The 14784-nt window shown below is 47.7% G+C and carries 16 protein-coding genes; 11 read left to right on the top strand and 5 right to left on the bottom strand.

Annotated elements, in window-relative coordinates:
- Positions 1 to 62: 62 nt before the first annotated feature.
- The 4 genes from M1D71_RS27370 to M1D71_RS27355 all read right to left on the bottom strand — a co-directional run bounded on the left by M1D71_RS27370 (position 63) and on the right by M1D71_RS27355 (position 3555).
- Positions 63 to 557, bottom strand: a complete 495-nt coding sequence (locus M1D71_RS27370) for a methyl-accepting chemotaxis protein (RefSeq protein ID WP_458124431.1) — start codon at positions 555 to 557, stop codon at positions 63 to 65.
- A 3-nt stretch (positions 558 to 560) separates the two neighbouring features.
- Positions 561 to 902, bottom strand: coding sequence for a hypothetical protein (locus tag M1D71_RS27365; RefSeq protein ID WP_458124430.1), 342 nt, complete (start codon positions 900 to 902; stop codon positions 561 to 563).
- Between the two features lie 185 nt (positions 903 to 1087).
- Positions 1088 to 1597, bottom strand: a complete 510-nt coding sequence (gene nrdG, locus M1D71_RS27360) for an anaerobic ribonucleoside-triphosphate reductase activating protein (RefSeq protein ID WP_458124429.1) — start codon at positions 1595 to 1597, stop codon at positions 1088 to 1090.
- Positions 1594 to 3555, bottom strand: a complete 1962-nt coding sequence (locus M1D71_RS27355; RefSeq protein WP_458124428.1) for an anaerobic ribonucleoside triphosphate reductase — start codon at positions 3553 to 3555, stop codon at positions 1594 to 1596. Before M1D71_RS27355 ends, nrdG begins: the two co-directional genes overlap by 4 nt.
- 514 nt (positions 3556 to 4069) lie before the next feature.
- Between M1D71_RS27355 and M1D71_RS27350 the strand changes: the two genes are divergently transcribed.
- Both M1D71_RS27350 and M1D71_RS27345 read left to right on the top strand, forming a co-directional pair.
- Positions 4070 to 4201, top strand: coding sequence for a hypothetical protein (locus tag M1D71_RS27350; RefSeq protein ID WP_458124427.1), 132 nt, complete (start codon positions 4070 to 4072; stop codon positions 4199 to 4201).
- A 259-nt stretch (positions 4202 to 4460) separates the two neighbouring features.
- Positions 4461 to 5399 (top strand): aldo/keto reductase family protein, encoded by a 939-nt coding sequence (locus M1D71_RS27345; protein ID WP_458124426.1) that lies wholly within the window; start codon positions 4461 to 4463, stop codon positions 5397 to 5399.
- A 126-nt stretch (positions 5400 to 5525) separates the two neighbouring features.
- On the opposite strand, the gene M1D71_RS27340 is transcribed toward M1D71_RS27345, so the two are convergent.
- A complete protein-coding gene (locus M1D71_RS27340; RefSeq protein WP_458124425.1) occupies positions 5526 to 6638 on the bottom strand; it encodes a GGDEF domain-containing protein in 1113 nt (370 codons plus the stop codon).
- A 280-nt stretch (positions 6639 to 6918) separates the two neighbouring features.
- Here M1D71_RS27340 and M1D71_RS27335 point away from each other — a divergent pair, with 280 nt between their 5' ends.
- From M1D71_RS27335 to M1D71_RS27295, 9 genes are all read left to right on the top strand, one after another.
- Entirely contained in the window at positions 6919 to 7314 is a 396-nt protein-coding gene (locus tag M1D71_RS27335) for a Fur family transcriptional regulator (protein ID WP_145324627.1), read from the top strand.
- Positions 7290 to 8096 (top strand): winged helix-turn-helix domain-containing protein, encoded by an 807-nt coding sequence (locus M1D71_RS27330; RefSeq protein WP_458124424.1) that lies wholly within the window; start codon positions 7290 to 7292, stop codon positions 8094 to 8096. Before M1D71_RS27335 ends, M1D71_RS27330 begins: the two co-directional genes overlap by 25 nt.
- Positions 8097 to 8322: 226 nt before the next feature.
- Entirely contained in the window at positions 8323 to 9786 is a 1464-nt protein-coding gene (locus tag M1D71_RS27325) for a catalase (RefSeq protein WP_458127365.1), read from the top strand.
- 210 nt (positions 9787 to 9996) lie between these two features.
- Positions 9997 to 10413: a BlaI/MecI/CopY family transcriptional regulator gene (locus M1D71_RS27320; protein WP_017691824.1), complete on the top strand. Its 417-nt coding sequence runs from the start codon at positions 9997 to 9999 to the stop codon at positions 10411 to 10413.
- A gap of 1 nt (position 10414) precedes the next feature.
- Positions 10415 to 11275, top strand: a complete 861-nt coding sequence (locus M1D71_RS27315; protein ID WP_458124423.1) for a M56 family metallopeptidase — start codon at positions 10415 to 10417, stop codon at positions 11273 to 11275.
- 52 nt (positions 11276 to 11327) lie between these two features.
- Positions 11328 to 11741, top strand: coding sequence for a DoxX family protein (locus M1D71_RS27310; protein WP_458124422.1), 414 nt, complete (start codon positions 11328 to 11330; stop codon positions 11739 to 11741).
- A 185-nt stretch (positions 11742 to 11926) separates the two neighbouring features.
- Positions 11927 to 12628 carry a pirin family protein gene (locus tag M1D71_RS27305; protein ID WP_458124421.1) on the top strand — a complete coding sequence of 234 codons (702 nt, stop codon included), beginning with the start codon at positions 11927 to 11929 and terminating at the stop codon, positions 12626 to 12628.
- Positions 12629 to 12675: 47 nt separating this feature from the next.
- On the top strand, positions 12676 to 12921 hold the full coding sequence (locus M1D71_RS27300; RefSeq protein WP_458124420.1) for a hypothetical protein: 246 nt from the start codon (positions 12676 to 12678) through the stop codon (positions 12919 to 12921).
- A 264-nt stretch (positions 12922 to 13185) separates the two neighbouring features.
- On the top strand, positions 13186 to 14781 hold the full coding sequence (locus tag M1D71_RS27295) for a spore germination protein (protein WP_458124419.1): 1596 nt from the start codon (positions 13186 to 13188) through the stop codon (positions 14779 to 14781).
- The last annotated feature ends 3 nt before the right edge of the window (positions 14782 to 14784 follow it).

Below are 14784 nucleotides of genomic sequence, written 5' to 3'. Positions count from 1 at the left end.
CGGAGGCTTTAGTTAGTTGTTCGCTATCAAATGCATTTTTTTACGTTCCATCAAATGTATCTTTATTTTCCGTCAAACGAAATCATTTTTTGCACAAATTGCTTCAATTGCTTGTTGGTTTCATTCAATTGCTCAATCGTACTCATGAAATTGTTTACGAGTTCAGCTTGTTCTTGGGAGCTCGCAGTAATCTCACCAAGTTCATTCTCCATGCCTTGAATGGATTGCCGAACCGAGAGAAGAGAATCTTCAATACGGGCCGTCGCTTCCTTGGTATCGACAGACAGTTTGCGAATTTCTTTGGCAACCACGCCGAAACCTGCACCTGCTTCCCCTACACGAGCAGCTTCTATAGCAGCATTCAAGCCGAGCAGGTTGGTTTGTTCGGAGATTTCTCGAATGAAGCTGGCGACTTGAGTTACATTTCCAGATTTCTGTACAGCTTGTTTGGAGTTGTTCCGGATCTCTTCGGTTGTGGCACTAAGTTCTTCGGAGTGTGCGGCTACATGTTGTACACTGTCAATTAACTGGTTAGTCAGATTTTCGGTAGCATCCATGAGTTATTGCAGTTGCTCCTGATCATCCATGCTGTAGAGTAGGTTAAACAGGGCGATGACTTCACCTTGTTCATTTTTAATGGGAATAAAAGCCACGTCAAAAGGAATGCCGAATAAATCTTTAGGGTAGTGATCGAATCTTTTTACTGTACCCCCGTTCAGATCTGCAAAATTTCGATTTCCATCCAACAGAGGGTCTCCGGGTTGATAATTCAGTTGCTTTAACGATTCCCCTGCTGAGAAATATAGGAATTTCTCATGATCAATAATGGACAGGGTTACATCCTGACGGATGGTGTCTCGAAAGAAAGGCATACATGTAATTAATGCTTGAACAATATCCATATAAAAGGTTAATCCTCCCTGGCTACCTTATGTAAACGGTTAAATTTTAAAAAGCTAAATTGATAACTACCTATATAATATATTACCATGCAATAGAGAAGAAAGTAGAGAGAAAGGATGCAACATTTTTCTTTCAAATAGGCGACGCTACGTCAAAAAGACACGAGTCCTTGGGGACTCGTGCCTTACAACATACTGAGCTGTATGGTAACGACCTTTTGAGTGGCTAGTGTTGCACTGACATCAATCAAACGCTGATTCCGGCTGCCGCGGAAGGACAAAGAGACATCACGCTCGGCTTCAACATATCGCCCGTCGATAATGACATCGCATAATCGGGCAAGCTCCGCTCTCACAGGGTCAGTGACCAGCTCTTCATATTCGAATCCCGTGTAAGCCCACACCGTCAGATCAGGGCGTGCAGTGCGAAGCTGCTGGACCCAGGATGTACATTCTGCTGCCGAGAAAAAGGGATCACCACCACACAACGTAACGCCATCCAGCAAGGGATGGTTCGTCACTTCATGCAGAATCTGCTGCTGCCGCTCCTCTGTAAAGGGCTCACCTGCTCGAAAGCTCCACGAATCCGGACTGAAGCAGCCCGGACAGGCGTGACGACATCCGCTGATGAATAACACGGCGCGCAGGCCTGTCCCTTCATTCACCGATTCCGGGATGTAACCATACAGATTCACCGGTGCTTCACCCGATCCCGCACTTCGGCCTGCTTCGCAGCATTGAAGCGTACTTTGTAATCTCCAGTCAGATAACCCGTTACGCGGCGTAATCGCTGGAAGTGGACATGGTTCTCGTGGGCTTCGCAGCCTGGACATACATCCCCGATGACCCCTTCATAACCACATGCAGGGCAGCGATCAATGGGGTGATTAATGGAAAAATATCCGATATCCTGTGCTAGTGCATATTGCACGATCCGCAGGAAAGCGGCGGTGTTGGCTCGAACGTTCCCGTCAAGCTCCACATAGGAGATTGCACCCGCATTGCATAACGTATGGAACGGGGCCTCCAGTTCAATCTTCCGATAAGCTGGAAGGGTATGATAGACCGGGATATGGAATGAATTCGTATAATACTCCCGATCATTAACTCCAGGAATGAGGCCATAACGCTTTCTGTCGATCTTTGTGAACTTGCCGGACAACCCTTCAGCAGGCGTGGCAAACAGGGTGATGTTCAGGTTATGCTGCTCGCTCATCCGATCACAGAATTCTCGCATGGTCCGAATAATGTTCAGCGCTTCACGATGTACATGCGTGTCCTGCCCATGATGACGCCCATAGAGAGCTGTCATACATTCAGCGAGACCGATAAAACCAAGGGATAACGTACCGTGTTTCAGCAGATCCGCAACGGGTTCATTGGGAGCGAGCTGCTCTCCACCTTCCCATACACCCTCCCGCATCATGAAATCGGATGCCTTGGCAGGTTGCGCGGTCTGGATTCGGTAGCGATGTAACAGACCGTTAGCAGCATTATACATTACGGATTCCAGTGCGGTGTAGAATCCTGCCCGATCCGCAACGGCTCTGCTGCCTTGGCAGATACCAAACCGGATGCCGAGCTTAACCAGGTTAATGGTGTTGAAGGACAGGTTCCCCTTACCACTCTGACGATTGCGTCCAAATCGATCAGCCAGTGTACGTGTACGGCATCCCATGGTGGCGATGATCGTATCTGGATCTTCCGGATGATAGAAGCGCAGATTGAAGGAGGCATCCACATTGACAAAGTTGGGATACATCCGCCGGGATGAACAGGTGACTGCGAGACGGAACAAGTCATAGTTCGGCTCGCCTTGAGCCTGATTGATGCCCTGTTTGCACTGGAAAATATGTTGAGGGAACACCGGTGTCTCCCCGTTACCCAGACCGCGGATGGTTGCTTCCAGCAACGAGCGTGAAACCAACCGACCTTCCGCTGATGTACATAATCCATAGTTCAGTGAAGTGAACGGAATCTGACCACCTGCACGACTGCTCATCGTATTCAGGTTATGAATCAGCGATTCAGCAGCTTGTCCTGTCTCCAGTTCAGTCTCTTCATAGGCGAAGGCATACGCCTGCGGGCACTGATTCTTCGCTTCGATACTATCCAGATGAAGCTGTTCATCCCCGATCAGGACATTTTCACCGAAGAGACGTTGTCCTTTGCGGTAATGTTTGCGGAACGATCGCTGTACATAGGGAGCCAGATCCCAGTCAATCTTGTTGGCTGACACACCGCCATATTGACTGTTCTGTTGGGACTGGAAGATGATCGCAACCAGGGCCATGGCAGACATGATCGTCTGAGGTGTGCGAACCGATCCGTTACCTGTATTGAAACCTGCAGCCAGAAGACGGTCAAACGGGATAAAGATGCAGTTGGTCGTTCCGAGTGCATACTGATCCAGATCGTGCACGTACAGATCCCCGTTCTCCACAGCTTGAGCAAGCTCTTCCGGCAACACATGACGCAGAGCATGCCACTTGGCGGTCTCCGAACCGAGCCTGCTCATCTTGCCGCTGAAGGAGTCTCCGTTCAGATTGGCATTTTCCCTCAGCGTATCGGCGTCTTCTGCGCCAATAATTCGTCTTCCCAGGTCGGATAATAGATCGGATGCCGGTGGAGTGGCATACTCAAGCATGTTCATGTAAGGTTCCTCCTAAAATGATTTGGATATCATTCAATTTCCGTGTAACACTATATGTAGATTCGTATCATCCATTTATAAACTATATGTGGTTTTTTTGGTGTGATAATGATCACATACCTTACAGGACAAAGTGGACTTTCCTTTAATTGCTGTGGATAAAGTTTCCCAAAGTCTGAGCGGAAGCCTACAATTTCTAGTTATCCTACAAGTATAATATCCGAAGTCGGACAAGATGGACTCTGACCAGTCTGAAAAGGCGTTTTCCCATAACTTTTCGTTTGTTAAACCATCCGTTTAAGACCTGTTTTTGACCGCAAATGGCAATAAGCAGGAGTAAGATTCTCATATATTTCTACGGTGTTAATCATATAAGTATAGATTGTGACAGCTATTCGGATTTGACATTCTGCAAGGTGTCTCTTCTCTGAAGCGCAGATGGGAGATGGATGTGCGTATGACTTCAGGTTCGAGTGTAGCGCATGAGTAAATCAAGGAAGGCTTCAAGCCGGATGTGGCCGTTGTAGATAGGGGACTTCTTCTGGAAGGCGGAGCAGTTGATTTTGTACATGAGCTGAAGCAGCGCATGGAAAATCTGTCCGTCATTGTTCTGGTTCCCTATGGCATGCATATTGACCTAGCATGAGGCGGAATCCTTTGATGCTGTTCTGACGAAGCCGGTTTGACAAGCTGATCTGTTGAATGCATTGAGTATTACGCTGCCTTAATCGAGCAGACAGATGATGGAATACCTTAATTTGCGCACCTGCTATAGGTGCGCAAATTAAGGTATTCTCTTTTTAATTTCCCATTTTCTGAACCAAAACTCTTTTCATTCGAGCTGGTTACGTTACAATAGAATGTGAACTTCATCTTTATAACCAATAGAGGAGGATATGCAATCAATGGATTATCGCAGATTGGGTGGAAGCGGACTGAAAGTAAGCGAGATCAGCTTGGGAAGCTGGCTGACGTACGGAGGGTATGTGGAACGTGAAAATGCGGTGAAATCAATTGAAACTGCATTCGATGAAGGCATTAACTTTTTTGATACAGCCAATGTATACGAACGGGGTGCAGCAGAAGAACTGCTTGGGCAGACGCTCAAAGCTTACTCCCGTGACTCCTATGTACTTGCAACCAAAGTATTTGGAAAAATGGGGGATGGTCCGAATGACCAGGGTCTGTCTCGTAAACATATCATGGAGCAATGTGAAGCCAGCTTGAAGCGCTTAGGCGCTGAATATGTGGATATCTATTATTGCCATCGTTATCATACAGAAACACCGATCGAAGAAACACTGCGTGCGCTTGATGACCTGGTACGTCAGGGCAAAGTATTGTATGTTGGCGTCAGCCAGTGGACTGCGGCTCAGATGGAAGCTGCTTTGGGTACAGCAGACCGCCTGCTTTTGGATCATATCGTGGTCAATCAGCCGGTGTACAACATGTTTGACCGATATATCGAAAATGAGATTATTCCGCTGGGTGAGCGCAAAGGCATCGGACAAGTCGTATACTCCCCGCTTGCTCAAGGTCTATTGACCGGAAAATATACGTCCGTTTCCGATATTCCGGAGAACAGCCGTGCTGCCAAGCTGGGCTGGGACGAAGGAAAGATCAATGCAGATCGCATCGGAAAAGTTCGTCAACTGATTGAGGTGGCGGACAAGCTGGATCTGAAGGTTGGCCAACTGGCCCTGGCATGGATTCTGCGCCAGAGCAACGTATCCAGTGCACTTGTAGGGGCGAGTCGTCCCGAGCAGGTAAAAGAGAACGCAGCTGCATCTGGCGTGAAGCTGGATGCTACCATTGTCGAGGAGATTGAGCGTATTCTTGCTTAATCCCCTGTCAGCACACAAGATCGGATGATATATAATCATCCATAAGCAAAGGGATGTCCTGTACGCCTGAATGGCGAACGTGACATCCCTTTTTGTTAAGTGGAACATGACAGGTGATAACAGGCTTTAAAGCGTAAGAGGCAGAGAGCGAAGTGGTAAGTCACAGACGCGATTACGTCCTGTATTTTTGGCTTCATATAGTGCACGGTCAGCCTGTTCGAAGAAGTCGTTATCATCATGATTATCACAATGATCTGGATACACGGCTACACCGATAGAGATGGTTAGACGAATCATGTGCCCGTCAGGCAGGGCAAATTGATATTTCTCTACCCCTTGCCGGGTCGATTCAGCGATAGCCATGGCCTGTCGGTGTCCACAATCGAGCAAGAGAATGGCGAATTCTTCACCACCGTTTCGTGACACGATATCAGTGGAACGCGCATGCTCAACAAGCAGTTGTCCGAGTTGCTTCAGAACCGCATCTCCGGCGGAATGACCGAAGGTGTCGTTTACCTTTTTGAATCGGTCTATATCGATGGCAAGCAAGGACAATTTTTGTTGATAATCCCGCGCGTGCTGAAGTTCTGATTGAAGTGATTTTTCGAACTGTCTTCGATTGCTCAGGTTGGTAAGATGGTCGGTAGATGCTCTTCTCTCCAAAAGGAATAACATTTCATTCGATTTATTAATAAATTCTGCGATGAAATAGATAAAGATCCCACCGACAAACGAAATCGTCATCTGTAACGGATATACCTTCATTAATGAATTCATGCTGTCCGTGTTTAACATAAGAATAATAAAGATCAACGTGATGCCCAGCAGGTTCATCGTAATAATTTTGGTCAGTCTGGACCAGGAAGCATAGGCGAAATATACACCGGACAATCCGATCAGAGTCATGATAAATCCGGCATCAATGGCAGAAGATGATATGCCGAACATCAGAATACGAAGAATTGAGATAACAAGTCCTGTAACGACCGAAGCCAGTCCTCCCAGATATACCGCTGCGGTAACGATGGGCAGATGCCGTAGATCTACAATCGTACTTTCGTTCAGAGGGAAGGAATAGTTCATGAGTACTGTGCCATATATGCCGAATAATAAGCCGCCGATCAACTGAACACGTAAGGAGGGAAAAGGCAATCGGATACTATAGAACTTGGCGATGATTCCGGACACATACATAAACGTAATCATGACACAGATATTGATGAAAAAAGTGCTTAACAACCGACATTCCCCCTTTTTACGCACATCCCTATATTTTATCTGAAAAATGGTGCTGTAGCGAACCATATTATCCCAAATTATTGAGGGGATTGCTGGGAAAGTTGTTTTTAATTCCATATCCGGGTTGTTGGCGTGGATATTGACTTCAATATACAATAAGATTTATACTTAATCTAAATCAAAATCAAAATTCATCCTCTTTAACTGGGAAGACTATTGTAAGTAGAAGATCAGCGTCTGATTTCATATAAAATGCATTAATGATAAAGGAGAAATGGTTGTGAGAACTTTAAATCTGACGATACAACGGCAAGCAGTATATGATGTGGTGCGCCATTCGGAAGATCACCCGACAGCTGCTGAGGTAATGAATCGACTCGTGGAACAAGGTTATAACCTGGCCTATGGTACAGTATATAATTCCCTTCGTTATCTGACGGACAAAGAATTGATACGGGAGCTTAAACTCGGAGAGACAGCAAGTCGATATGATGCCCGCATGGATGATCACCAGCACATTATGTGTGAAGTGTGCGGCAAAGTGGACGAGGTGATGACGGAGGTTCCTCCACAATGGATGAAACAGGTAGCTGAGGAAACCGGATATGCAATCGATCATGCTCATGTGGTCTTTGGAGGTGTCTGCGGGGAATGCAGAAACAAACGGATCAAGTAAAAATAAAGCTGCCTGGCCGCCGTTTACCCATTCGGGTTAAACCCGCCTTGTCCGATTCAACACCTCTTGTGGACAATTGTCCTGTTACACGGCGTGTTATTCTGATCAGCCCGATGCCGGGGCAGGTGCACGAACTGGTTAAGGCCTTGACGGATAGCTGCTTCGATGTGCTGGTCTTTCACCGCTGGGAACCGGATCTGCATGAACGCCTTGTCTTCGATCTGTTGATCTATGATCTGTCGGTTGCCGGAACCATCGATGCATTTGCTGGGATCAGCAGCCGATTGAACCGGGAGGCAGAACACACAACGCCATGTCTGTATCTGGTCGGTGAGAAGATGATCGGCAGCGCGAGTGGACCGATGCTTCAGGAAGAGTTGTTGGTGTGGCCTGCACGTCCGCAGGAAGCTCTTTACCGGGTGCAACGTATGATTGGCAACAGTCCTGCTATGCCGAAACGTGGATTTTTGCCTGAGGAAGGGCAGCGTGTCGGATTCAAGGATCTATGGCTGGATCGTGAACGGATGAGTGTGCAGCGCGATAATAACCGGATTCATCTGACCAAGACCGAGTATGATCTGTTGCTCAAGCTGATCGATGCCAAAGGTGCAGTCATTTCCCGTGAGGAGATGCTCAGCGATATCTGGGAGACAGATTTTACGGGTGGAAGTAATGTGGTTGATGTTCATATCAAAAGTTTGCGCAAAAAATTGGGCGATAACGCGTCTTCGCCGCAATATATCGTAACAGTAAGAGGAGTGGGCTACCGCCTGGCGGATTAGTCCGCTTTTTTTATATCTATCGCTCACGTATGTTCATACGTCATTCATGATTGGATCAAGAACCTCATCGTAATCTCATGTGAACCTCATGCAACAGATGAATGGGACATGTTAGAATCAATTTAACAGTTAGATCAAGTCTAAATGTATATTTAAACCGAAGCCGAATATGATTTTAATAGTCGATATATAGCAGCCGTGAGACATATTAGAGGAGGACGACATGATGACAGAACGTATGACAACCAATCAAGGTGCACCTGTAGGTGATAATCAGAATTCCCGCACAGCAGGCAGAAGAGGACCAACACTGCTTGAAGACTACCATCTTATTGAGAAAATTGCCCACTTTGACCGTGAACGTATTCCCGAGAGAGTCGTACATGCGAGAGGTGCCGGAGCCCACGGCGTATTCACGCTAGAGCAGAGTATGAAGGCTTATACAACAGCGGACTTCCTGCAAGATCCAGGTACGGAGACCGATGTGCTGGTTCGTTTTTCGACTGTTATTCACGGTACGGGATCCCCAGAGACTGCACGAGATCCACGTGGATTTGCCGTCAAATTCTACACACGCGAAGGCAACTATGATATCGTGGGCAACCATCTGCCTGTCTTCTTCATTCGTGATGCCATGAAGTTCCCTGACATGGTTCACTCCCTGAAGCCAGCTCCAGATACCAACATTCAGGACCCAGCTCGCTATTGGGACTTTATGACCCTTTCACCGGAATCAACCCACATGATGACCTGGTTGTTCTCTGACCTGGGTATACCGGCGAATTATCGGGAGATGGATGGATTCGGCGTACATGCTTTCAAATGGATCAATGCACAGGGACAGGTCCACTATGTGAAGTATAAGTGGGAGTCTGCACAAGGGGTTCGAGGCTTCTCTCGTCAGGAAGCTACCGAGGTACAGGGCCAGGACTTTAACCATGCTACCCGTGATCTTCGTGAACATATCAAGAACGGGCAATACCCGCAGTGGAAGCTTCAGGTACAACTGTTGAAGCCTGAACAGATGGATGATTTTGCTTTTGATCCACTCGACCCTACGAAGACTTGGCCTGAGGATGTACTCCCGTTCCATACGGTGGGAACCATGACCCTGAATCGAAATCCGCAAAACTTCTTTGCTGAAGTGGAGCAGGCTGCCTTTTCTCCAAGTGCGGTTGTACCTGGAATTGAGCCTTCTGAGGACAAATTGTTGCAAGGGCGCTTATTCTCTTATCCGGATACACAGCGTCACCGGCTTGGAACGAACTATTTGCAAATTCCGGTGAATTGTCCGTACGCACCCGTTCGTAACCATCAGCGTGATGGACTCATGAATGTGAATCAGGACCCATCTCCGGTGAACTATGAACCCAACAGTTCCGGGAACAGCCCGCAGGAAGATCCGGCATACCGGGACAGTCAGGTTCCGTTGCAAGGGCACGTTACACGCGAGAAAATTGAGAAGACGGATGATTATACGCAGGCAGGAGAGCTTTTCCGTTCATTTACCCCTGTAGAGCAGCAGCATCTGCTGGATAATCTGATCAATGATCTCAAGGGTGTATCTGTTGATATTCAAATGCGTGCGCTCTGCCACTTCTTCCGGGCGGATGGACAGCTTGGCGGACGGTTGGCTCATGGACTTGGCGTGGATATTTCTGCATATATGCCGTCACAGGATAGAAAATAAAACGCAGTCTGACCATGTACGCATAACATAATATAGGCTGATATTTCGGTGAAGGCCGGGCAGAACCGTGAAATTGCGGAACTCCCGGTCTTTATGCTTTTTTGGTGAAATGGAAAACAAATTTACAAATCATTTACATAAAATAGCTGACATAGAGGTTGACTTCTCACTTGATGGCACTACAATGAGTAGTGTGAGGGGTGTCAGAATATGAGAATACACAATTTCAAAGTGGGTGAGCGTGGGCTCAACCGATTTTTCGGTCCGCTGGAGGCCAAGATCATGGACATTTTATGGGCTCGTCCTGGCAGTAGCATTCGTGAAGTGCAGACCGCACTTGAACAAGACAAAGACGTCAATTTTAATACAGTCATGACCGTCATGAATCGGCTCGTAGACAAAGGACTGCTTGGCAAGTCTCAAAAGGGCAGAACATCTTTGTACCAACCGGTACAGAGCAAGGAGGAGTTTATGAACGACCAATCCAAGGAACTGTCACATGAGTTGGTGGATGAATTCGGAGCGCTGGCATTGAATCATATGCTGGATGCCCTGGATGAAGCAGATGCGGGTCTGATTGAACGCCTGGAACAGAAGATCAAGCAGTGGAAAAAGGATAGCGATTAAGATGTGGAAGGCCCGCTCGAAGCTGTTGTTTACCGTCGGGTTTGGCATTCCGTTACTCGTGTTCATGCAGATGTTCATGTACGCGATGTACAAGATTTTTGGCTGGGATATCCCGTTTAATCTGCTCTGGCTCTGCAATCACTGGATGAGCCGACTGGGCTGGTTATCCGTGGGGCATTTTCTGCTCGCACTCGTCTTGCTGACATTCGCCGGAACAGGCTGGTTGCTTACGGTTCGCATGATGAAAACCAGGGCAGCTGTGCGTAAACTCCGCTCCATGGAGATCCGGGCACTGTCCCGTGAACTGGAGTCGAGATATCACCCTCTCGGACAGCCGGGATTCATTGTCGTGGACAAGCCATCCCCAGTTGCATTTACAATTGGTCTATGGAGACCTTGTATCGTACTCTCCACAGGGCTTCTGACGATGCTTGATGCAGAAGAGGAGACTGCGGTTGTGTATCATGAAGTCCACCATCTGTGGCACCGTGACCCACTGAAAACCACGCTGCTGTCGGTATTTGCAATTATGATGCCTTATATTCCCGTATTGAAGCATACGTCGAAACATTACAATATCGTGAGAGAGATTCTGGCGGACAATGAGGCCATTGAGCGTACAGGTAACGCAGCAGGTATTGGCAGTGCTTTGCTCAAGCTGCTCCGTGCTTGTCCTGAACCTTGGGGAGCAAATGAACTAACTGTTCAATCGTCATTTGCGGATACGTCGGTAAATGTCCGAATTTCACGTCTGCTGGACCCGGAACAGGACGTTACGCTGAGATTGCCACGCTACGCCGTTCTGATGTCGGCTACCGTTTTCCTGTTGCTGTCTATCTTGTTTGTTTGGTCCATTGGATGAATCAACTTAGCTAAATGTGAGGTCGAGTATAACACTAGGAAGGAAGATGAACATGAATAGCAAAAGTGTAGAGATTGGATTACTTTTCTCAAGGATTATGATCGGTTTGATCTTTGTATTGCACGGCTGGAGTAAATTCGAAGGTGGAATCAGTGGTACAGTAGGTTTCTTTGAAAGTATCGGTATTCCCGGATTTCTTGCATCCGTTGTAGCCATCATTGAGTTGGTGGGTGGTGCGGCGATGATTCTTGGTTTGGGAACACGGGTGTTTGCCGCTCTGTTCGTCATCGTTATGGTTGGAGTTCTGTTTACAGCCAAAATGGGTGAGCCGTTCCTGAGTGGTACCGAGTTAGATTACCTGCTGCTGGCGGGGTCCCTGACACTGCTCTTCACAGGAAGCCGCTTCCTGGCTGTGGATTATCTTATCTCCAGACAGGGGAACGCTCGTCAGAATGTTAGTGCTTGAATTTAATCCTGCAATGAGGCTCTCTATGGCCAGCCTGGTTTCGAAGCTGTATTCGCGAACAGGGCTGATCGGTAGAGAGCTTTTTTCAAACGCAACAGCCTTTTTGCCTTATTTGGACGACAAGCCTATGGTTTGATACAATGAGAATAAGTGTGCTACTAAGAAAAAATAAGGAGGATGAATTTATGATTAACGTCATTCCATCCGCTGCCCGCTCCAGCTTTGATCGAGGCTGGCTTCGTGGCAGTCACAGCTTTTCCTTTGGAGAATACCAAGACCCGGAGAATACTTCGTTTGGACCGATGCGGGTAGCGAACGACGATGTGATCGCGCCTGGTCGCGGTTTTGGGGCTCACCCGCATAGTGACATGGAGATTGTATCCATCGTACTGAACGGCAAGCTGCGACATGAAGATAACCTGGGTAATGTAGCCGTTACAGGCTTTGGTGGTATTCAGCGGATGTCAGCAGGCAGTGGCATGATTCATACCGAGCATAATGCATCCGATACCGAAGAGGTACGTTTGCTCCAGCTCTGGTTCATGCCACAGACGAAAGGGTTGCAGCCCTCCTACGAGACCACATCATTTGATCCAGCGGCATTGGCAGGAGCGCTTGTACCTATTGTATCGCCAAATGGGGGACCAAGAGCGGCAACCATTCATCAAGATATGACGATCTACCTCAGCCGATTGGCCAAAGACGAGACGTTAACCTTTAATCAGGATACGGGACGTCGCATGTACATTTTCTCCATCGAAGGAACGTTGGGATTGAATGGAGAGTACCTGTTGAATGAAGGCGACACGGCTCGTGTGGAACAACATAGTTCAATTGAGCTGCAAGCAGGCGAAGATACGTTCTATATGATCATTGATTTGCCGTAGATGGGTGTTGGAATAAACTCCAAGAACAGAGGAGGAGGATTATACGTATGGCGCAGCAGGAATGGTTTATGGTTAAGCATGCGGTGACTGGACGAGGATTGGCTAATAGCAAAACAGATGCACTGTCCTATCGGTTCCAACAGGAGGGCACAGGTTTCATATTTACCGTGACGGGTCTGGACGAGCAGACCGTGGAACAGATTCCTGAAGCTCAGACAGGAACTGAACGTATTTCGATTCGTCCAACGCAAGGCTCAGCCCCTTTTGAAGCACTGGTACTATGTAGAGGGTGAGCGGGTAGCGTATGACGGGGAGCGTCACACGCTAAGTATCTATGCGAAGTCGGAAATTCGTTATGTCCCTGATGATTATTTTGCCGATTAACGTATAAGTGACTATAGAATTTGGAACATCCCAGAAGGTCTCTGTGAATACAGAGGCCTTTTTACTGTCTGGATTCGAAGAATGCATTCTTAATTTTGCAAAAAGGACCACATAATTCCCTGCTTTCTGGCACAAGCTACCTTGTATAAAAAAACAGAGCGGAGGGACGGCATATGGCAGACAAAACATCAGGGAGAGACAAGTCCAGAACTTCGGGACCAGCTTCAGAAGAAAAAAAACATGTTCCTCTGGGACTGCCGTCCCCGCCTTTTCTGCGGCAGCCGATCAGCGCAGTACATGAAACTCAGATTCAGGCGATAAAGGAGATCTTCTCCGATTGCTCGGATGTGGTTTTCCGTAATGTCATGATCACGCCTGAAGTGAAAGGGCTGCTGGTATACATCGAAGGCATTGTTAATTCGGCTGATATTCAAGATCACATGCTGCGTCCGATCATTCGTGGACTGATACAGCAACGTACAGATGAACCTGATGTTCCACTGGATGATACTCGCGTAGAGCTGACGCAGGTGAAGCGAGTTGAAACTTGGGCTGCTGCGACAGAAGGTATCCTTGCATCCTCCGCACTTCTGGTGGTCGATGGAAGTGCCAAAGCCTGGATGTTCAATGTCAAAGGTGGCGCAAGACGCGGTGTGGAAGAACCTCAGACGGAATCTGTCATTCGGGGACCACGGGAAGGATTTACGGAAACGTTACGAGTGAACACAGCATTATTACGCTTCAAATTGAAGACACCTGCCCTCAAGATGGTGAGCATGACGCTGGGCACCGAAACCAAAACCGATATCGTTCTGACTTACCTGGAAGGGATCGCGGATCCAAAGCTGGTCCAAGACGTTAAGGAACGCCTGGAAAAGATCAAAATTGACAGCATTCTGGAAACAGGATATATCGAGGAGTTAATTGAGGACCATCCGTATTCTCCCTTTCCCCAGATGCACTATTCCGAGCGACCGGATACGGTAGCAGGCAATCTACTAGAAGGGCGAATTACCATAATGGTCGATGGTACGCCATTTGCGCTGATTGCCCCTGTTACGATGTGGCAGATGCTTCAAGCCAGCGAGGATTATTATGAGCGATTCTTTATCAGTAATCTGGTGCGCTGGATTCGCTTTTTGTTCGTAGCCATTGCGTTATTCCTGCCAGCACTGTACATCGCTATTACGACATTTCATCAGGATATGCTGCCAACCACATTGATACTGAGTATCGCCGGAGCACGGGAAGCCATTCCTTTTCCGGCACTGGTTGAAGCTCTCATCATGGAGCTATCCTTCGAGGCACTTCGTGAAGCAGGAGTCAGGTTGCCGAAAACGGTTGGACAGGCCGTCAGTATCTTGGGTGCACTTGTAATTGGGCAGGCAGCCGTTCAGGCAGGGATTGTATCTGCACCGATGGTTATTATCGTATCCATGACAGGTATCGCTTCCTTTACGATTCCGCGGTTTAACTTTGCGATTACCGTTCGTCTATTACGTTTTCCGATCATGTTACTGGCTGGCATGTTCGGACTGTATGGCATCGTGATCGGTCTGGTCCTGATTTCGGTGCATCTGACCCAGATGACTTCATTTGGTGTGCCTTATCTGTCGGGTCTTAGCCCTTACAGTAAAACGGATACCAAGGATATTCTCATTCGTGTGCCGTGGTGGAAAATGATCAATCGTCCATCTACCGTCCATGATAACCAGAAACGGATGAATGAGAAGATTAATGGTTCCCCCGAAGCAGAGGAAGGGTGGTAAACA

The sequence above is a fragment of the Paenibacillus sp. Z3-2 genome (genome assembly GCF_054161325.1).
The sequence above is the reverse complement of the archived record's forward strand: the minus strand, read 5'-3'. Positions and strand labels throughout refer to the sequence as shown.